General features: G+C 63.7%; 20 protein-coding genes. 19 read left to right on the forward strand and 1 reads right to left on the reverse strand.

The features are described 5' to 3' along the window. Nucleotides 1–249: 249 nt before the first annotated feature. From QZY67_RS09090 to QZY67_RS09125, 8 genes are all read left to right on the forward strand, one after another. The gene (locus tag QZY67_RS09090) at nt 250–888 is read left to right on the forward strand and encodes a hypothetical protein (protein WP_295369802.1); all 639 of its coding nucleotides are present in this window, start codon (nt 250–252) and stop codon (nt 886–888) included. Then, complete coding sequence (locus tag QZY67_RS09095) at nt 885–1,193, forward strand: DUF1294 domain-containing protein (protein WP_366448963.1); 309 nt, start codon at nt 885–887, stop codon at nt 1,191–1,193. The genes QZY67_RS09090 and QZY67_RS09095 overlap by 4 nt, the downstream gene beginning before the upstream one ends. Before the next feature lie 104 nt (nt 1,194–1,297). Beyond that, nucleotides 1,298–2,476: a cation diffusion facilitator family transporter gene (locus QZY67_RS09100; protein ID WP_295369803.1), complete on the forward strand. Its 1,179-nt coding sequence runs from the start codon at nt 1,298–1,300 to the stop codon at nt 2,474–2,476. A gap of 109 nt (nt 2,477–2,585) precedes the next feature. Then, the gene (locus QZY67_RS09105) at nt 2,586–3,278 is read left to right on the forward strand and encodes a response regulator transcription factor (protein ID WP_294531779.1); all 693 of its coding nucleotides are present in this window, start codon (nt 2,586–2,588) and stop codon (nt 3,276–3,278) included. 126 nt (nt 3,279–3,404) lie between these two features. Next, nucleotides 3,405–4,826 carry a HAMP domain-containing sensor histidine kinase gene (locus QZY67_RS09110; protein ID WP_295369804.1) on the forward strand — a complete coding sequence of 474 codons (1,422 nt, stop codon included), beginning with the start codon at nt 3,405–3,407 and terminating at the stop codon, nt 4,824–4,826. A 35-nt stretch (nt 4,827–4,861) separates the two neighbouring features. Further along, complete coding sequence (locus QZY67_RS09115; RefSeq protein ID WP_295369805.1) at nt 4,862–6,145, forward strand: trypsin-like peptidase domain-containing protein; 1,284 nt, start codon at nt 4,862–4,864, stop codon at nt 6,143–6,145. A 22-nt stretch (nt 6,146–6,167) separates the two neighbouring features. After that, nucleotides 6,168–6,968: a YlmH/Sll1252 family protein gene (locus QZY67_RS09120; protein WP_295369806.1), complete on the forward strand. Its 801-nt coding sequence runs from the start codon at nt 6,168–6,170 to the stop codon at nt 6,966–6,968. Then, complete coding sequence (locus QZY67_RS09125) at nt 6,968–7,174, forward strand: DUF896 domain-containing protein (RefSeq protein WP_295369807.1); 207 nt, start codon at nt 6,968–6,970, stop codon at nt 7,172–7,174. The genes QZY67_RS09120 and QZY67_RS09125 overlap by 1 nt, the downstream gene beginning before the upstream one ends. 174 nt (nt 7,175–7,348) lie before the next feature. Here QZY67_RS09125 and QZY67_RS09130 read toward each other — a convergent pair whose 3' ends face one another. Then, a complete protein-coding gene (locus QZY67_RS09130) occupies nt 7,349–9,007 on the reverse strand; it encodes a ribonuclease J (RefSeq protein WP_294531772.1) in 1,659 nt (552 codons plus the stop codon). A gap of 465 nt (nt 9,008–9,472) precedes the next feature. On the opposite strand from QZY67_RS09130, the gene QZY67_RS09135 reads away from it, so the two are divergent. The 11 genes from QZY67_RS09135 to QZY67_RS09185 all read left to right on the forward strand — a co-directional run. Continuing rightward, nucleotides 9,473–9,691, forward strand: a complete 219-nt coding sequence (locus QZY67_RS09135) for a DUF1653 domain-containing protein (RefSeq protein ID WP_294531770.1) — start codon at nt 9,473–9,475, stop codon at nt 9,689–9,691. A gap of 2 nt (nt 9,692–9,693) precedes the next feature. Beyond that, a complete protein-coding gene (locus tag QZY67_RS09140; protein WP_295369808.1) occupies nt 9,694–10,026 on the forward strand; it encodes an ArsC/Spx/MgsR family protein in 333 nt (110 codons plus the stop codon). Nucleotides 10,027–10,216: 190 nt separating this feature from the next. Beyond that, entirely contained in the window at nt 10,217–10,651 is a 435-nt protein-coding gene (locus QZY67_RS09145; RefSeq protein WP_294531766.1) for a MarR family transcriptional regulator, read from the forward strand. 106 nt (nt 10,652–10,757) lie between these two features. Further along, on the forward strand, nt 10,758–11,897 hold the full coding sequence (locus QZY67_RS09150) for a putative glycoside hydrolase (protein ID WP_295369809.1): 1,140 nt from the start codon (nt 10,758–10,760) through the stop codon (nt 11,895–11,897). Nucleotides 11,898–12,158: 261 nt separating this feature from the next. Then, the gene (locus QZY67_RS09155) at nt 12,159–12,473 is read left to right on the forward strand and encodes a hypothetical protein (protein ID WP_294531762.1); all 315 of its coding nucleotides are present in this window, start codon (nt 12,159–12,161) and stop codon (nt 12,471–12,473) included. Further along, a complete protein-coding gene (locus QZY67_RS09160) occupies nt 12,473–14,443 on the forward strand; it encodes a V-type ATPase 116kDa subunit family protein (RefSeq protein ID WP_295369810.1) in 1,971 nt (656 codons plus the stop codon). The genes QZY67_RS09155 and QZY67_RS09160 overlap by 1 nt, the downstream gene beginning before the upstream one ends. A gap of 3 nt (nt 14,444–14,446) precedes the next feature. Continuing rightward, complete coding sequence (locus tag QZY67_RS09165) at nt 14,447–14,929, forward strand: V-type ATP synthase subunit K (RefSeq protein ID WP_294531758.1); 483 nt, start codon at nt 14,447–14,449, stop codon at nt 14,927–14,929. Between the two features lie 11 nt (nt 14,930–14,940). After that, the gene (locus QZY67_RS09170) at nt 14,941–15,627 is read left to right on the forward strand and encodes a V-type ATP synthase subunit E (RefSeq protein ID WP_295369811.1); all 687 of its coding nucleotides are present in this window, start codon (nt 14,941–14,943) and stop codon (nt 15,625–15,627) included. A 66-nt stretch (nt 15,628–15,693) separates the two neighbouring features. After that, on the forward strand, nt 15,694–16,692 hold the full coding sequence (locus QZY67_RS09175) for a V-type ATPase subunit (protein ID WP_295369812.1): 999 nt from the start codon (nt 15,694–15,696) through the stop codon (nt 16,690–16,692). Further along, nucleotides 16,685–16,999, forward strand: coding sequence for a V-type ATP synthase subunit F (locus tag QZY67_RS09180; protein ID WP_294531752.1), 315 nt, complete (start codon nt 16,685–16,687; stop codon nt 16,997–16,999). Before QZY67_RS09175 ends, QZY67_RS09180 begins: the two co-directional genes overlap by 8 nt. A 470-nt stretch (nt 17,000–17,469) precedes the next feature. After that, nucleotides 17,470–18,480, forward strand: a 1,011-nt coding sequence (locus tag QZY67_RS09185; RefSeq protein WP_295369813.1) for a V-type ATP synthase subunit A, incomplete at its 3' end; no start/stop codon positions are given.

Genomic DNA, 18,480 nt, shown 5'->3' on the forward strand with positions numbered 1-18,480 from the left:
ACTTCTCATGAAATTTTTGCCGACAATTTCATCAGAAATCGAGGTGAAAATTTCATGAAGCTCCTGTCGAAAAAGTGGCGGAAGCCACTTTTTCGACAGCCTGAGGCGGGGCCTCCGTAATCGGAGGCCCCGCCTGAAATTTTCCCAAAAGCGCCGGGACAGGTTTCTATTTCATCCGGGATACGCTATAATAATAAAATAATGAGACGGCCGGTAAAGGGCCGTGTTGGAAACAGAGGTTGACGCAATTTGAAGCACATTCTTTCTCTCTCCCGCCCCCAGGCCATGGATATCCGCCGCCGGGACGGCGGGCGCTCCCACGGCGCCGATCAGGACTGGTACAGCCTGCCCTGGCGGCAGCGGGCGGGCTGCGGCCCCACCACCGCGTCGGTTCAGATGGCCTATCTGGCCTGCCTGCGGCCGTCTCTGGCTGCCCTGTGTCCGCTGGAGGGGCGGGAGCAGGGGACCTTTACGGCGTATATGGACCAGGTGTGGGAATATGTCACCCCCGGAGACCACGGCCTCAACCGCTTGGAGATGTACACCGGCGGGGTGGCCCGATTCTGCGGAGAACGGGGCGTAAGGCTCGTCCCCCGGGCCCTGGAGGTACCCGCCGGCCCGGGCCGGCCCGGCTTTGACCGCTGCGTATCCTTTATTCGGGCGGGGCTGGAGTCCGACTGCCCTGTGGCATTCCTCAACCTGGACAGCGGGGACGTGGAGGCCTTGGACAAGTGGCACTGGGTGCTCCTCTCCGCGCTGGAGGAGGGGGACCGGGGCACGCTGGTCACCGTGGTGGACAGCGGAAAGACCTTCCCCATTGACCTGAAGCTGTGGTATGACACCGCCCGGGATCTGGGCGGCTTTGTGTGGCTGGAGGAAGTGCATTGAACGCATGGAGAGAATTGCTGCTGGGGTTCTGGCCCTGGCTGGCGGGCTGGGCCGGTATCATGAGCCTGGCGAATTTCTGCCTGATGGGCTTTGACAAGCGCCGGGCCAGACGGGACGGCTGGCGGGTGCGGGAGCGCACCTTTTTCATCGTGGCGCTGCTGGGGGGCGCCCTGGGGGGCGTAACCGGCATGTTCTTTTTCCGCCACAAGACCAGGCACTGGTATTTCCGCTACGGCCTGCCCGCCATTCTGCTCCTTCAGCTGGGGCTGACGGCCTGGATGCTGCTGTCCGGCGGGACCTCTTGACGGACCCCGGTTTGGCGTGGGATAATATGCAGGTTCGTCTTTGACTGTTATTGCGGCGCGCTCTTTGCCCGCAAAGTTTTGTGTGTGGTTCCGAGGTGTGGGATATGATCAATCTGTTGGTAAAGACCTTTGTAAAGGACTGCGGCAATGTTCAGGACCCCCAGGTGCGGCAGCGGTACGGGACCCTGTCCGGCGCTGTGGGGATTTTCCTCAATCTGCTGCTGTCGGCGGGCAAGATGATCGCCGGCGTGCTCACCGGCTCCATCGCCATCACGGCAGATGCCTTCAATAACCTGACCGACGCGGGTTCGTCGGTGGTGACTCTGGTGGGATTCCGCATGGCGGGCAAGCAGGCCGACGGCGACCACCCCTTCGGCCACGGGCGCATTGAGTATCTGTCCGGCCTGGCGGTGTCGGTGGTCATCCTGCTGGTGGGTCTGGAGCTGGCAAAGAGCTCGGTGGAAAAGATTATCCACCCGGAGCCGGTGGAGTTCTCCTGGCTGTCCGCCGGCATCCTGGCCGCCGCCATCTGCGTCAAGCTGTGGATGAGCTACTTCAACCGGAGCCTCTCCCGCCGCATCGGCTCCGCCGCCATGGCCGCCACCGCCACCGACTCCCTGTCCGACGCGGCGGCCACCTCCGCCGTGCTCCTCAGCAGCCTGATCGGCCGGTTCACCGGCGTGAACATCGACGCCTGGGCGGGCATTCTGGTGGCGATCTTCATCCTCCGGGCCGGCTGGGGCGCCGCAAAGGACACCCTCAACCCCCTCCTGGGCCAGAGCCCTGACCCTGAGCTGGTGCGGGACATTGAGCGGACCGTCCTGGCCCACCCCCAGGTGGTGGGCATCCACGACATGATCATCCACGACTACGGCCCCGGACGGTCCATGATGTCGCTCCACGCCGAGGTGCCTGCCGGGGCGGATATTATGGCGGTCCATGACGAGATTGACGCCATCGAGCGGGAGCTGAAGGCCAAGTACCGCATTGACGCCAGCATCCACATGGACCCTATTGTCACCGGGGACGAGACCATCAGCAGGGCGCGGCAGATGGTGGCGGGGCTGGTGCGGGAGGTGGACCCGGCCATGACCATCCACGACTTCCGCATGACCAGCGGCCCACGGCATCGGAACCTGATCTTCGACGTGGTGGTGCCGTACAGCGTCAGGCAGAGCGACGAGGCGGTCCGCCGGGAGATCGAGCGGAAAATCCGTGCGGCCGACCCAAACAGCTTTGCCGTCATCCAGGTGGACCGGGCCTACACCCAGGAGCCCGGCTGAGGCGGCCAGTCTTTACAAAAAATTCACCCCATGAGATGAAAAATGTCTATAATGTTATTATCGATATCGCCGGTGCAGAAAACCGGCCGCGGAAGGATGGTGTACGGAAATGGCGCAGAAGGTACTTATCGTGGAGGACGAGGCCAACATTGCCGAGCTGCTCCACCTGTACCTAGAGAAAGAGGGATACGAGACTGCCGTGGCGCCGGACGGCGGGAAGGGCGTGGAGCTGTTCCGCTCCTTCCACCCCGACCTGGTGCTGCTGGACATTATGCTGCCCGTGATGGACGGCTGGTCCGTGCTCAAGAAGATCCGGGAGAGCGACAAGACCCCTGTTATCATGCTCACCGCCAAGGGGGAGACGGAGGACAAGGTCAACGGCCTGGAGGGGGGCGCGGACGACTACATCGTCAAGCCCTTTGAGATGAAGGAGGTGCTGGCCCGCATTCACGCCGTGCTCCGCCGCTTCGGCGCGGAGGAGGAGGGGAACGGGGGGAAGAAGCTCTCCTTTGACAAGCTGGTCATCAACCTGGACTCCTACGAGCTGCTGGTGGACGGCAAGCGGGTGGACACGCCTCCAAAGGAGCTGGAGCTGCTCTACCATCTGGCGGCGTCCCCCAACCGGGTGTTTACCCGCAACCAGCTGCTGGATGAGGTGTGGGGCTTTGACTACTTCGGCGACTCCCGCACCGTGGACGTCCATATCAAGCGCCTGCGTGAGAAGCTGGAGGGCGTCAGCGATCAGTGGAGCCTGAAAACAGTCTGGGGCGTGGGATATAAATTTGAGGTTGTCAGCGGCTGACGCTCCGCTGATTCGTGAAAAAGCAAGGCATTCCGCACCGGACCGGAGTCAGAGGACGGCCCGGAAGCGGCATGCCCCGGAAAGGAGGAGAGCGGCACGAAGAGCCTGTATAAGCGCCAGTTTGCCATGATGGCGGGAGTGATTCTGATCTCCTTCGCCATGCTGGGAGCGGCATTTATCACCCTGTCCTATCAGTATACGGTCCGGGAAAAGCAGGACACCATGGAGAAAAACGCGGCCTACATCGCGGAATTTACTGGTTCCTATCTCTCGGAATCCCGTTACTCCACCACCATCTACGACTCTGCCTACCGGCAGTACACCTCCAATCTGGCCCAGCTGGCCGACGCCTATGTGATCCTCTGCGAGACCGCGCCGGACCGGATTGGCGAGATTGTCTACTCCTCCGATGGTCAGACCGAGGGGGCCTTCATTGGCAAGATCCTGCCCGCCGATATGGTCAGCCAGGCGGTGCGGGACGGCGCCTACGACTCCATGACCAACCTGAACGGCCTGTTCGCGGAGAAGCGGTTCGTGGCCGGGTGTCCCATCTACAAGACCGGCCTGCTGGGACAGAGCGTCCAGACCGGAATGGTCTTTGTGGCGGCGGAGACAGAGAACATCACCGAGATGTGGCGGGCCTTTGCGCAGATTTTCTTCTTCACCGCCGTTGTGGTGCTGTGCATCGCCTTTATCACCACGTCGATTACCTCCCTGAGCCAGACCAAGCCCCTCAAGGAGATGGCGGAGGCGGCCCGCAAGTTCGGCCACGGGGAATTTGAGACCCGGGTGGAGGTGGGCAGCCGCCGGGACGAAGTGGGGGAACTAGCCGAGGCGTTTAACGCCATGGCGGATTCGCTGGCCAAGTCGGAGGCCAAGCGCAGCGAGTTTGTGGCCAACGTGTCCCACGAGCTGAAGACCCCCATGACCACCATCGCCGGCTTTGCCGACGGCATTCTGGACGGCACCATCCCGCCGGAGAAGGAGCAGGACGCCCTGCGCACCATCTCCTCGGAGACCCGCCGTCTCTCCCGGCTGGTGCGGCGGATGCTGGATCTGAGCCGCCTCCAGTCGGCGGAGAATGTCACCGCCCAGGAGCAGTTCGACATCTCCGAGCTGATGGTCCGGGTGCTGCTGAGCCTGGAGACCAAGATCAACCAGTCCGGACTGGATGTGGCCACCGATCTGCCCGAGGAGCCCGTCATGGTGTGGGGCGACCCGGACGGTATCACCCAGGTGTGCTACAACCTGCTGGACAACGCCATCAAGTTCTCCCAGGAGAAGGGGGTCATTACCATCTCCGTCACCACCAAGGGCGGCAAGGCCTATGTATCGGTGCGCAACGTGGGAGACACCATCCCCGCCGAGGAGCTGCCCCTGCTCTTTGACCGCTTCCACAAGAGCGACAAGTCCCGCAGCGAGGACCGGGACGGCGTGGGCCTTGGGCTGTACATTGTCAAGACCATTCTCAACAATCACAAGGAAAATATTACCGTCACCAGCGACCACGGCGTGACGGAGTTTACCTTCACGCTGACGCTGGCGTAAGGAAAGAAGATTGGAACCATCCAGGGAGGTCACCTATGCGCACCGATTATTACACCACCGCCCCCGCCGGCGGCGGGCCGGGACGGACCGGAACGCCCCGCTATACGGTCATCCCCTTTGAGGCCCCCCCGCAGCCGGAGGAGAAGGGGCGGGGCAGCCGGAAGGCGCCCTGGATCTTCGCGGCGTTCCTGGTGCTCATCGGGGCGCTGACCGCCCTGACCCTGGCGCTGAGCTGGATGTTTTCCCAGGGCGGGGAGGCCGCAGCGGGGGAGAGCGGCGGCGGGAACTACACTACCATCCCGATTCCCGTTCCCAGCGCCTCCTCCGGCGGCGCCGGCGTCACCGACCTGGAGCGGGCGGCCACGGGCACCGGTGTCACCCTGACCATCGCCGCACCGCCGGAGGAGGACCTGACCTATCAGGAGATCTATGACCGGAACATCGCCGCCATTGCCAGCATCCGGGCCTACCAGACCGGCGGCGGCTCCACCGGCACCGGCGTGGTTATGACGGCGGATGGGTACATCATCACCAACTACCATGTGATCCAGGGCTCCTACCAGGTGGAGGTGCTGCTCTCTGACGACAGCGTCCACCAGGCCCTGCTGGTGGGGGGCGACCAGACCAACGACCTGGCGGTGCTGAAAATCGACGCCGGTGGCCTGACCCCCGCCCAGTTCGGCGACTCCGACCTGCTCCAGGTGGGGGACGCCGCCCTGGCCATCGGCAACCCCCTGGGGGAGGAGCTGCGGGGCACCATGACCGACGGCATCATCTCCGCCATCAGCCGGGACGTGAACGTGGACGGCAACACCATGACCCTTATCCAGACCACCGCCGCCCTCAACTCGGGCAACTCGGGCGGGGCCCTGCTCAACGGCCGGGGCCAGGTGGTGGGCATCACCAACATGAAGATGACCAGCTATTCCGGCTCGGTGGAGGGCCTTGGCTTTGCCATTCCCACCAACACCGTCAAGGCCATTGTGGATGAGCTTATCGCCTACGGCCATGTCCGGGGCTATCCCACCCTGGGCATCCTGGGCTCCTCCATGGACAGGCAGCGGGCCGCGGCCAGCGGCCTGGTGCCCGGCGTATACGTCCAGAGCGTCACCGCCGGGTCGGACGCGGAAAAGCAGGGCATGCGCGCCGGAGACGTGATTACCGAGTGCAACGGCCGGACCGTCACCTCCGTGGAGGATATCAACGCCATCAAGGAGGGCTTTGAGGCCGGGGACGTGCTCACCTTCCGGGTATACCGGAACGGCGAGTACCTGGACCTGGAGGTCAGGCTGGTGGAACGGTACCAGCTGGACCAGTAAAATTCCCGCATTGGGAGGAACCATGAACAAAACGGAACTTCTGACCCGGCTTGCCCGGGACGGGGAGGAGCGGCTGCTTCTGGCCCGGACCATGGATAAGCTGGAGCTGGCCGGGCGGCGGAACATCCCCGCCCACACGGCTTTTTTATCCCCTCAGGAGCGCGCGTCGGTGGAGGCCCTCATTAACGCCAGCGGCCGCCCGTCCCACCTGTTCTACGGGGGCTTTGAGGGGGCGGAGCGGACCATCTGCGTCTTTCTCCCCGACTGGCAGGAGCCGGAGGACTGGCTGGCCAATGGGGAGGACTGCCCCGTCTCCGCCCTGCGGTGCACCTTCCCAGAGGACGCGGGGCTGACCCACCGGGACTTCCTGGGCTCCATTCTGGGCCTGGGGCTGGACCGGGAAAAGGTGGGGGACCTGCTGGTGTCCCCTGGCGTGTGCGATATCCTGCTTCTCAAGGAGATTGAGGACTTTCTCCTCCTCCATCTGGAGAGCGCCGGGCGCACCCGGCTCAAGGTATCCCCGGTGCCCCTGTCCGCTCTGACGCCCCCCAAGGTGGAGGTCAAGCTCATCCGCGACACGGTGGCCACTCTGCGTCTGGATGCGGTGGCGGCCTCCGCGTTTTCCCTGCCCCGGTCCAAGGCGGCGGATCTCATCTCCTCCGGCCGGGTGCAGCTCAACCACCGGGAGTGCGTCAAACCGGATCGGGCTGTGGCCCAGGGGGACGTGATCTCCTGCCGGGGCATGGGGAAGGCCGCGGTAAAGACCGTGGGCGGGCTCTCCAAAAAGGGCCGAATTATGATAGAAGTGGAGCGATATCTCTGATGGAACAGGCAAAAATTGACCGCATCAACGCCCTGGCCAGAAAGGCCAAGACCCCGGAAGGCCTCACGCCCGAGGAGGAGGCCGAGCGGGCCGCCCTCCGGAAGGAGTATGTGGCCGCCGTCCGGGCCAACCTGACGGCCCAGCTGGAGAGCACCTATGTCGTGGAGCCCGACGGCACCAAGCACAAGCTGGGGAAAAAAGAGTGAAAAAACAGCGCGCTGCGCTGTTTTTTCACTGGCACACGGGCGCAGTGCGCCAGTATGCTGAGATTTCAGGTCCATGGCGCGGCGGAGCGCACCATATGAACGTGTCTCCGACCTGTCGGAGACAGCCCGGAGCAAAACCGGAGGCTGTCCGCACGGACAGCCTCCGGTTTTGTGTTACACATCCATGATGACAGGCAGGATCATGGGATTGCGCTTGGTCTTTTTGTAGAGGAAGGCGGACAGATCGTTCTTGATCTGGGCCTTGATGGCGGACCAGTCCTTGAGGCGCTGGTCCTGGCACTCCTCAATGGCGTCGGTGGCCACTCGCTTGAGCTCCTCCATCAGGCCCTCGGACTCCTTGACGTACACAAAGCCCCGGGTGATGATGTCCGGACCGGAGAGAAGGGCGCCGTCCTCGGCGGACATGGTGGCCACCACCACAATCATGCCGTCCTCGGCCAGGTGCTTCCGGTCCCGCAGGACCACAGCGCCCACGTCGCCCACGCCGTAGCCGTCCACAAACACCCGGCCGGCGGGCACGGTGCCGTTGATGCGGGCCGTGGCGCGGGTGAACTCCATCACCTTGCCGATGTCGCTGATGAGGATGTGATTGGGGTCCATGCCCATCTCGCGGGCCAGCTTGGCGTGGGTCTTGAGCATCCGCTGCTCACCGTGGACGGGGACAAAGAACCTGGGCTTGACCAGGGCGTGGATGATTTTCAGCTCGTCCTGGCAGGCGTGGCCGGAGACATGGAGGGGGGCGGCCCGCTCGTTGACCACCTCGGCGCCCTTGCGGTAGAGCTCGTTGATGACGCTGCCGATGGCGTTCTCATTGCCCGGGATGGCGGAGGCCGAGATAATCACCCGGTCGCCGGCCTGGATGTCCACCTGGCGGTGGGTGGAGAAGGCCATGCGGGTCAGGGCGGACATGGTCTCGCCCTGGCTGCCGGTGGTGATGATGCACACCTTGTTCTTGGGCAGGCTCTTGAGATGGTTCACGTCCACCAGCACCCCGGCGGGGATGTTCATATACCCCAGCTCGGTGGAGACCTTGATGGCGTTCTCCATGCTGCGGCCGGTGACGGCCACCTTCCGGCCGTACTTGGCGGCCACCGAGATGATCTGCTGCATCCGGTCCACGTTGGAGGCGAAGGTGGTGACGATAATCCGCTCCTCGCAGCCCCGGAACAGGGCGTCAAAGGAGGCGCCCACGCTCCGCTCGCTCTTGGTGAAGCCGGGGCGCTCCACGTTGGTGGAGTCGGCCAGCAGGGCCAGCACGCCCTCCTTGCCCAGCTGGCCCAGGCGGGCCAGGTCAATCATGCCGCCGGACACAGGGGTGGGGTCGATCTTGAAGTCGCCGGTGTGGACGCACACGCCCACCGGGCACTTGATGGCAAAGCCGCAGGCGTCGGCGATGGAGTGGTTCACATGGATGAACTCCACGGAGAACTTGCCCGCTTTCACGGTCTCGCCCGCCTCGCAGGTGATGAGCTTGGTCTTGTCCAGCAGCCGGTGCTCCTCCAGCTTCAGCTTTACCAGCCCGGCGGTCATCCGGGTGGCGTAGATGGGGGCCTGCACGTCCCGCAGCAGGTAGGGAATGGAGCCGATGTGGTCCTCGTGACCGTGGGTCAGGAAGATGCCCCGGATCTTGTCCCTGTTCTTGATGAGATAGGTGAAGTCGGGGATGACCACGTCGATGCCGTACATGTCGTCATCGGGGAAGCCCATGCCCACGTCAACGACGATGATATCCCCGCCGTACTCGTAGACGGTGACGTTCTTGCCGATCTCGTTGAGGCCGCCAAGAGAGATGATTTTCAGTTTTTCTGCCATAATAGGTTTCTTGCACTCCTTAATCTGTGTTATTTTTCATGGTAAAACGGGATGTAACAGACACATGAGCGCACCAAAAGAAGGCGATTCCGCCCACTCTTTCCGGCCCTGCCTCGCCGGAAAAAGGAGCGGCCATTCGCCGCCGGTGCAGTATTTTCGTGTCTATGCCTTATCTCAGGCGCCCATGGCGCACATAAAGCCCAATCGCATGCGCTCAACCCCGGAGGGGAGCATCCTGTGCTTTAGTATACCACACAGATGGGAAAAAGTATACACAAACTTTTCGCCCCCCTTCGCCGCAAGGTACGCTGTACGCCACATTATATATAATGTGTGTCCGTCATAGGCGGGCACATACGGCTCTGGCACAGAGGGCGCGGCCCAAAAGGGGCTTCCCTTTTAGGCCAAAATCAAGTATGCTGTGTTCAGCAGTCCGGGCCGGGCCCGGGGAGAGGAGCAGAGAGCATGGAGGAGATAAGGCCGGGGCGTTACCGGCATTTCAAGGGCGGGGAGTACCAGGTGTATTTCACCGCCCGCCATTCGGAGACAGAGGAGCTGATGGTGGTCTACCAGCCTCTGTACGGCGAAGGTGGCATGTGGGTGCGCCCGGCGGACATGTGGAGCGAGCATGTGGAGCGGGACGGGTACTCCGGCCCCAGATTTGTGTATATTGGAGGGGAATGAGAGTGAACATTCAGATTTTCGGCAAGTCCAAGTGCTTTGACACCAGGAAGGCGGAGCGCTACTTCAAGGAGCGGCGGGTAAAATTTCAGGCGGTGGACCTGGTGAAGTTCGGCATGAGCCGGGGAGAGCTCCAGAGCGTGAAAAATGCGGTGGGGCTGGAGAATCTGGTGGACTGGGACAACCCGGACGCGGCCCTTCTCCGCTACCTGGCGGGGGAGGGGGACAAGCTGGAGAAGCTCTTTGAGAACCCCCGCCTGATCCGCACCCCGGTGGTGCGAAACGGCCGCCAGGCCACGGTGGGCTACTGCCCCGACGTGTGGAAGGCGTGGACGTGAGTCAGAGACACAGCGGCACTTTTTTTGCCCCGTGAGCAGGGAATCTTTAAGAAATGTGACAGACATGTAAACAAACAATGAACCTTTTTCCGCGTTCATTGACAAAGGGTCGGGCCGGGGGTATGCTTTTTTCGTACGCGAAGTGAAGCATCCGGCGGAGCAGCCTGCCGGAAGAAAGGAACGGACGCGGATGATGGAATCCAACGATATTTTAATGAGCTATCTGCGGGTAACGCAGCATATGTCCCAGCATTTCCGCAGCCATTTCGGCCGCCTGAACCTGACCTTTCCCCAGGCGCTGGTGCTGACCGTACTGGGAGAGAGCGGGCCCATGCCCATCAGCGCCCTGGCCGAGCGGACCGGCAGCGCCAACTCCACGGTCTCAGGCATTGTGGACCGGCTGGAGAAGCTGGAGCTGGCCCGCCGGGAGCGGTCGGAGACCGACCGCCGGGTGATCTATGTCACCGCCACAGAGAAGTACCAGGAGCTGCGGCAGAAGGCCAAGACCGATGTGTCGGGTTATTTTGCCTCGGTGCTCAACGCCATGGAGCCCCAGGACAGAGAGATGGTCCTCGCCGCGCTGGAGAAGCTGGATCAGGCCCTGACCAAGTGCGCAGAGAGCTGAGGCCAAAAGGGCGTGCTTTTTTTCCCGGTATGTGATATGATGCCCGCACAGCGGGGTATTATGGAACCGGAAGAACAGAACTGACCGGGAAAGGACGGGCATTTCCATGAGAAGAAGAAACCACTACGGATATGGGGCCTACCGGGGAAGGTCCAAGTTCCGTACGTTTTTGAAATTTGTCATCGCCGTGCTGGCTGTGGTGCTGGCGCTGCTGGTTGGGGCCTTTTTCTTCCTCCAGCGGTATATGGTGGTCTCCTCCACAGGGGGGATCTACTTTGATCTGCCCTTCCTGGACCGGGAGGAGGAGCCGGCCCCGTCCGGCGGCGGCGCGGAGGAGACCCCGCCCCTTGTGGTGGTCACCCCCTCGCCGGAGCCCACACCCGAGCCCACGCCGGAGCCTGACCCGGTATACACCCGGGCGGTGTCCCTGCCCGACAGCCTGATCTCAGGCGGCGGGGTGCAGAGCCTGTACGCCGCGGGCGGCGAGGCTCTGGCGGCCTATACCGGCGGCAGCGACGCCGTCCCCATCCTGACCATGAAGGGAATCGACGGCCTCCTGAGGTATACCTCCGGCCAGACCGTCGCCCAGGCCGTGGGGGCATCCTCCGGCGACGCCGCCCGCAACGGGGACCTGACAGCTCTTTGCTCCGCCATGGACACGGCGGCCTATGTGTCCTGCTTCCGGGACAACACCGCCCCTTACGAAAACAACCGGCTGGCTCTGCGCACCAGCATCGGCAACTGGCGGGGGCCCGGGGAGATCCGGTGGATGACGCCGGAGAACTCCGACGTGCGGGACTATCTGGCGGGGGTGTGCGGCGATCTGGCAGAGCTGGGCTTTGGCGAGATCATTCTGGACTACGCCGCCTTCCCCACCGAGGGCGATCTGTCCCTTATCCTTACCGGTGACCGGTACAACCCAGAGACCTTCAGCCAGACGGTGGAGGCCTTTTACCAGCAGGTGCGCCAGGCCATCGGTACCGGGGAGGGCGCGCCGCTGCTGTCCATCGTCACCGACAAGACAACCCTGGAGCAGGGCAGCAGCGCCCTCAGCGGCCAGACCCTGTCCGGCCTGTGCGCCGCGGCCGACCGGCTCTATGTAAAGCTGGACGGCGGCGACCCGGCGGATTACTACCCGGCCCTCCGGGAGGCGGGCATGGAGAACCCGGAGGAGGACCTGGTGGTCATTCTGGATCAGGCCCCCAGCGGCGATCTGCCGTACAGCTGGGCTGTGCTGCCCAAATAAAAAGGAATTATTTCACAAAGGTGTGGAACACTAAGGTATTCCGCACCTTTTTTTATTTTTCTCTGAATGTGACGGAAAGGGGAAAGAAAAAACATTTGAAGTCATAAAAAATAATTTGATTGTGACATCTTTTCAAAAATGCCACCTTGCAAAGGGGAAGCTTCGGGCAAAAATGCTTGCAATCTCTTGAAAAATCGTCTATGCTTTTATATAAGTGGGAGAATTTAATTTAAAAGCCCCACACTGGAAGGCGGTGAAATCATGTCCCTGGAAGCGATGAAAAAGATCACGGAGGCAGAGCAGGACACCCAGTCCCGCCGTGCGGGCGCGGCCGCTGAGGCCAAAAAGCTGGTGTCCGACGCGGAGAAGGCGGGGCGTGCCCTGGTGGAGCAGGCCCGCACCCAGGCGGAGGCCCAGGCCAAGGAGGCCATGGTCCAGGCCGAGGCCCGCGCGGCCTGCCGCACCGAGGAAATTCTGGCGGAAAAGCGCGGCGACTGCGACGCGCTCCGGTCCGCCGCCCGTGAGCGCCTGCCTGCGGCGGTGGAACTGATAGTCGGAAGGGTTGTGAGCATCTAATGGCCATCGTCAAGATGAAACGGCTGCGGGTCATCGCCCTGGCCGCCCAGCGGGACGAGCTGCTCCAGCGGCTGCTGCACGCCGGGTGCGTAGAGGTCACCGAGCCCCAGGCGGAGCTCAGCGACCCGGAGTGGACGGCCCTGCTCAAGCGGGACACCTCCGCCCTGAGCGATGTAAAGGCCAGGCAGAACGCCGTCAACAGCGCGCTGGAGGCCCTGCAGAAGTACGCGCCCGAGAAGCGGGGCCTGTTCATCCACCGCCGCAGCATCAGGGAGAAGGAGTTCATGAGCGACGCGGCCATGAACGCCGCCCTTCACAGCGCCGGGGAGATCAACGCCCGGGTGCAGCGGATCTCCCAGCTGTACACCCAGGAGAACCGGCTCACCGGCCAGCGCGCCAGCCTGACGCCCTGGTCCGGCCTGGACCTGCCGCTGAACACCGGCGGCACCGAGCACGCCCGGGTCTCCTTCCACACCTGCCCGGCGGCGGTGGACCTGGCGGAGGTCCGCCAGGCTCTGGCTCAGGCGGCCCCCTCGGCGGAGCTGTTCCCTGTCAGCGCCGACCGGGAACTGCAGTATCTGCTTCTCATGTGTCACCGGGTTGAGAGCGAGACGGTCACCGAGACGGTCCGCCCCTGGTCCTTCTCCACCGTCACCTTTAAGGACATGTCCGGCCCGGCGGCGGAGAATATTGCCCGCATTGACCGAGAGCTGGAGGATATCCGGGCCCGCCGGGACAAAACGGCGGAGGAGATCGCCGCCATGGCCCCGTGCCGCCGGGATCTCCAGGTGTGCGCCGACCGGCTGACCACCGAGCTGAGCAAGGAGAGCGCCAAGGAAAAGCTGCTTACCAACGGCACCGTGGTGTTCCTGGAGGGGTGGGTGACCGAGCCGGGCATCCCGAAGGCCGAGGCGGAGATGCTGAAATTCGCCTGCGCCTGGGAGACCGCCGAGCCCCTGGAAGAGGAGGAGCCGCCCATTCTCCTCCACAATCCCAAGTGGATGACCCCCATCAATATGGTCACCGAGATGTACGCCCTGCCCGCCTACCGGGGCATTGACCCAAACCCCCTGATTTTCTGGTTCTTCCTGTTCTTTTTCGGCTTCATGTTTGCAGACGTGGCCTATGGCATTATCATCTGGGCGGTCAGCTTCATTATCTGGAAGAGCTATAAACCCAAGGGTACCATGGGCTATATGTTCCGTCTGGGCCAGTATATGGGCATCTCCACATTCATCTGCGGCGTGTTTACCGGCGGCTTCTTCGGCGACGTAATCCCCAAGGTGGCCGAGCAGATGTTCGGTATCCCCCTGGAGGGGCTGCCCCAGTGGCTCCAGGCCTTCAGCAACGGCATCATTGTCAACCCCATCAACGACCCCATGACCACCCTGATTCTGGCGGTCGTCATCGGCGTGGTGCAGCTGGTGTTCGGCCAGTGTATCCACATCTATATGGGCTTCCGGGACGGGACGGCCGTGGACAGTCTGCTGGACGTGGTGCCCTGGTGGCTCTTCTTCGCCTCCATCGGCCTGGTGGTCGCGGGACAGCCCTGGTGGTGGATTCTGGTGGGCTGCGTTATCCTCATCGCCACCCAGGGCCACACCAAGCGGGGCTTCTTCGGCAAGCTGCTGGGCGGCGTGGCCAGCCTGTACGATGTGACCAGCTGGCTGTCCGATATTCTGTCCTACTCCCGGCTGATGGCCCTCATGCTGGCCACCTCGGTTATCGCCAGCGTCATGAACACCCTGGGCACCCTGGGGGGGCTGAGCGTGGGCGGCATTATTCTCTTTGTGGCAGTGTTTATCATCGGCCATGTGTTCAATGTGGGCGTCAATATCATCGGCACCTATGTCCACGCGGCCCGTCTCCAGTACCTGGAGTTCTTCGGCAAGTTCTACGAGGAGGGCGGCCAGGCCTTCCAGCCCATGACCTACAATACCAAATATGTGGATATCATTGAGGAGGAATAAGTTATGGAACTGCAAAACCTGATCGGTACCGGCATCGCCTTCATCGGCGCCTGTCTGGCGGTTGGCATGTCCTGCGCCGGCTCCGGCCGGGGCGTGGGCATCGCCGGTGAGGCGGCCGCCGGCGTGGTGTCCGAGGATCCCGCGAAGTTCTCCAAGACCCTGATCCTTCAGCTTCTGCCCGGTACCCAGGGCCTGTACGGCCTGGTTATCTGGTTCTGGGCCATCTACAACATGGGCCTGCTGGGCGGTGTGCCCACCCTGGACATCGGCGCCGGCATCTGCGTGTTCGGCGCCTGCCTGCCCATGGCCATCGGCGGCTATGTGACCGCCGTCGCCCAGGGCCGCTGCGCCGCCGCCGGCATCGGCATCGTGGCCAAGCGACCCGATCAGGGCTCCAAGGGTATCCTGATGGCCCTGATGGTGGAGTTCTACGCCATCCTCTGCCTGCTGGCCTCCTTCCTGATGATCTTCTTCTTCGCCGCCTGAGGAGAAACGCCATGAATGGAATTGAAAAGATTACCCAGCGCATGGAGGATGACGCCCAGCGGGAGATCAATGAGGTCCTGACCGCTGCCCGTGCCCAGGCCGAAGAGATTGCCCGGCGCAGCCGGGAGCAGGCGGACAGGGAGAGCGCCGCCATCGCGGCCCGCGGGGAGAGCGCCGCCGCCGAGCGGGAGAAGCGGCTGGAGAGCATGGCGGAGATGGAATCCCGCAAGCTGGTCCTCGCCGCCAAGCAGGAGGTGCTGGACGAGGCTTTTACCATGGCGCTGGAGAAGCTGTGCACCCTCCCCGATGAGGAGTACATCGAGCTCCTCGCCGCCCTGGCCGTCAAGGCCGCCCGCACCGGCCGGGAGAAGGTCATCTTCTCCCAGAAGGACCGCAACCGGGTGGGCAAGGCCGTGGTCACCAGGGCCAACGACGCCCTGGCCCGCAAGGTGGCCCCCAGGCTCCCCGGCGACCTGACCGACACAAAAGCGGGCGCCATTCTGGACAAGGTGGTCACCGGCGCCTCCGCCATTCTGGCGGGCACCGGCATGCTCACCCTGGCCGAGGAGACCCGGCCCATCAAGGGCGGTATTATCCTGTCCGACGGCGACGTGGAGACCAACTGCACCTTTGAAACTCTGGTCCGCCTCCAGCGGGAGAATATCTCCGGCGAGGTGGCCAAGGTCCTCTTCGACTAAAGTCTGATTACCCCGGGGCGGGAGCGCCGCCCGGAATCACTTCCTCTCGAAAGGAGGAATCACGGCTTGCCAAAGATCAAAGACACCGACTATCTCTTTCTCTCCACCCGCATCAAGTCCATGGAGCGCAATCTGCTCAACGGCGAGCGGCTGGAGCGCATGCTGGAGGCCAGAACGCCGGAGGACGCGGCCAAGGTCCTCACCGAGTGCGGCTGGCCCGACATGCCCAGAGTGGATCTGGATGAGCTGGACCGGGTGCTGACCCAGGAGCGGGACAAGACGCTGAAGGATCTCACCTCCTCCGCCCCTCATCCGGAGATTCTGGAGGTTTTCAAGGTCAAATACGACTACCACAACATCAAGACCCTGCTCAAGGCCGAGGCCATGGGCGTGGACCCGGAGCGGCTCCTGGTGTCCGCCGGGCGGGTGAAGGTGGAGGAGCTGACGGAGAAGCTCCGATCCGGCGACCTGCGGGGCCTGCCGGGTATCCTCCAGTCCGCCGCCGGAGAGGCCCGGGAGGTTCTGGGCACCACCGGCGACCCTCAGCTGGCCGACTTCGTGCTGGACCGGGCCTGCTACGCCGACATGGCCGACATTGCCGACAGGTCGGGCAGCGCCTTCCTGGCCGGGTACGTCCGCATCACGGTGGACACGGCCAACCTGCGCAGCGTGGTGCGCACCCTGCGCATGGGCAAGGGAGCGGAGTTCCTTAAGGGCGTCCTCTTCCGGGGCGGCAATGTGGATACAGGGCGGATTCTCTCCGCCGTGTCCTCCGGCGGCTCCATCGAGGAGATCTACACCGCCTCTGCCCTGCGGGAGGCGGCCGCCGCAGGCGCCGCCGCCATTGCAGGCGGGCGGCTCACCCACTTTGAGAAGCTCTGCGACGACGCCGTCACCGACTACCTGGCGGGGGCCCGGTATGTGGCCTTCGGCGAGGCGCCCCTCATCGGCTATCTGGCCGCCCGGGAGACCGAGCTGACCAACGTGCGGGTCATCCTCTCCGGCCGCCTGGCCGGGCTGGACGCGGATACCATCCGGGAAAGGCTGCGTGAGAGCTATGTCTAACTGGAAAATCGCCGTCCTGGGGGACCGGGAGAGCGTCATGGGCTTCAAGGCCCTGGGACTGGAGGTCTGCCCCGCCGAGACCGTGGAGGAGGCCAAGGCCGCCCTCCACCGGCTGGCCAAGGACAACTGCGCCGTGGTATACCTCACCGAGCAGTACGCCGCCCAGATGGAAGCGGAGATTGCGCGCTACAAGGACGCGCTGACCCCGGCCATTATCCTTATCCCCGGCAAGGCCGGCAGCCTGGGCATCGGCATGGCCAGCATCAAGAGCGCCGTGGAGCGGGCCGTGGGCGCCGATATCCTATGAGCGTCCGAGCCGTCGAGAGCAGCGGCACAGTGAGCCGCGCAGACGAAAAAACAGGCGACGCCGAAGGCGGAGCGGCATTTTTCGCGGAGCGGAGAACAGTGACCGCGCAGCGAACAGGCGAGGCGTGACAACTAAGCGTCCGAGCCGTCGAGAGCAGGAGCGGAGAACAGTGACCGCGCAGCGAACAGGCGAGGCGTGACAACTAAGCGTCCGAGCCGTCGAGAGCAGCGGCACAATGACCTCGATACCCCCTCACCCGCGCACAGCGCAGGTGGCCCTGGCCGCCGCGGCCAGGGGCAGCGGCGTGCTGCGTAGGCGCATGTCCTGCTCCGCACGGATTTGAATGTTATTTCCGCCGCTGAGCGGCGGAAACGCTGCGGGGCGCGACAACAAGCGGCGGCATCAAGGCCACCCTTTCCATGAAGAAAGAACATCCATTTCAAATTCAAACCTGAAAGAAGGTTGAAACATTGAGCGGAAAAATCGTCAAGGTCTCCGGCCCCCTGGTGGTAGCCGCGGGCCTGTCCGACGCCAACATGGCCGACGTGGTCCGGGTGGGTGAGCAGAAGCTCATCGGCGAAATCCTCAACATGAACGGGGATTCGGCCTCCATCCAGGTCTACGAGGAGACCTCCGGCCTGGGCCCCGGCGCGGTGGTGGAGACCACCGGCGCCCCGCTGTCCGTGGAGCTGGGCCCCGGTCTGATTGAGAACATCTACGACGGCATCCAGCGCCCCCTGGAGGAGATCATGAAGATCGCCGGGGCCACCATCCGGCGGGGCATGCAGGTGCCCGCCCTGAGCCGGGAGAAGAAGTGGGACTTCACCCCCGCCGTTGAGGCCGGGGCCGCGGTGTCCGGCGGCGACGTCATCGGCACCGTCCAGGAGACCGCCGTGGTGCTCCACAAGATCATGGTCCCCGTGGGCCTGAAGGGCACCATTGAGTCCATCCAGGCCGGCTCCTTCACCGTGCTGGACACTGTGGCCGTCCTCCGGGATGAGAACGGCGACAGGCACGAGCTGACCATGATGCAGAAGTGGCCCGTCCGTGTGGGCCGCCCCTACAAGCACAAGTACCCCCCCACTGCCCCCCTGTGCTCCGGCCAGCGTATCATCGACACCATGTTCCCCATCGCCAAGGGCGGCACCGCCGCCGTCCCCGGCCCCTTCGGCTCGGGCAAGACCGTGGTGCAGCACCAGCTGGCCAAGTGGGCCGACGTGGACATCGTCATCTACATCGGCTGCGGCGAGCGGGGCAACGAGATGACCGACGTGCTGCGGGAGTTCCCCGAGCTGAAGGACCCCCGCACCGGCGAGAGCCTGATGAAGCGGACCGTGCTCATCGCCAACACCTCCGACATGCCCGTGGCCGCCCGTGAGGCGTCCATCTACACCGGCATCACCATCGCCGAGTACTTCCGGGACATGGGCTACGACGTGGCCGTCATCGCCGACTCCACCTCCCGCTGGGCCGAGGCCCTG

Origin of the sequence: uncultured Pseudoflavonifractor sp., assembly GCA_904419835.1 — a bacterium.
In the GTDB taxonomy this organism is placed as follows: Bacteria; Bacillota; Clostridia; order Oscillospirales; family Oscillospiraceae; genus Pseudoflavonifractor.

Coding starts and splice junctions, on each gene's coding strand:
- QZY67_RS09100 (WP_295369803.1), top strand. CDS start 1,298: ATGATCAATCTGTTGGTAAAGACCTTTGTAAAGGACTGCGGCAATGTT.
- QZY67_RS09105 (WP_294531779.1), top strand. CDS start 2,586: ATGGCGCAGAAGGTACTTATCGTGGAGGACGAGGCCAACATTGCCGAG.
- QZY67_RS09110 (WP_295369804.1), top strand. CDS start 3,405: ATGATGGCGGGAGTGATTCTGATCTCCTTCGCCATGCTGGGAGCGGCA.
- QZY67_RS09115 (WP_295369805.1), top strand. CDS start 4,862: ATGCGCACCGATTATTACACCACCGCCCCCGCCGGCGGCGGGCCGGGA.
- QZY67_RS09120 (WP_295369806.1), top strand. CDS start 6,168: ATGAACAAAACGGAACTTCTGACCCGGCTTGCCCGGGACGGGGAGGAG.
- QZY67_RS09125 (WP_295369807.1), top strand. CDS start 6,968: ATGGAACAGGCAAAAATTGACCGCATCAACGCCCTGGCCAGAAAGGCC.
- QZY67_RS09130 (WP_294531772.1), bottom strand. CDS start 9,007: ATGGCAGAAAAACTGAAAATCATCTCTCTTGGCGGCCTCAACGAGATC.
- QZY67_RS09135 (WP_294531770.1), top strand. CDS start 9,473: ATGGAGGAGATAAGGCCGGGGCGTTACCGGCATTTCAAGGGCGGGGAG.
- QZY67_RS09145 (WP_294531766.1), top strand. CDS start 10,217: ATGATGGAATCCAACGATATTTTAATGAGCTATCTGCGGGTAACGCAG.
- QZY67_RS09150 (WP_295369809.1), top strand. CDS start 10,758: ATGAGAAGAAGAAACCACTACGGATATGGGGCCTACCGGGGAAGGTCC.
- QZY67_RS09155 (WP_294531762.1), top strand. CDS start 12,159: ATGTCCCTGGAAGCGATGAAAAAGATCACGGAGGCAGAGCAGGACACC.
- QZY67_RS09160 (WP_295369810.1), top strand. CDS start 12,473: ATGGCCATCGTCAAGATGAAACGGCTGCGGGTCATCGCCCTGGCCGCC.
- QZY67_RS09165 (WP_294531758.1), top strand. CDS start 14,447: ATGGAACTGCAAAACCTGATCGGTACCGGCATCGCCTTCATCGGCGCC.
- QZY67_RS09170 (WP_295369811.1), top strand. CDS start 14,941: ATGAATGGAATTGAAAAGATTACCCAGCGCATGGAGGATGACGCCCAG.
- QZY67_RS09180 (WP_294531752.1), top strand. CDS start 16,685: ATGTCTAACTGGAAAATCGCCGTCCTGGGGGACCGGGAGAGCGTCATG.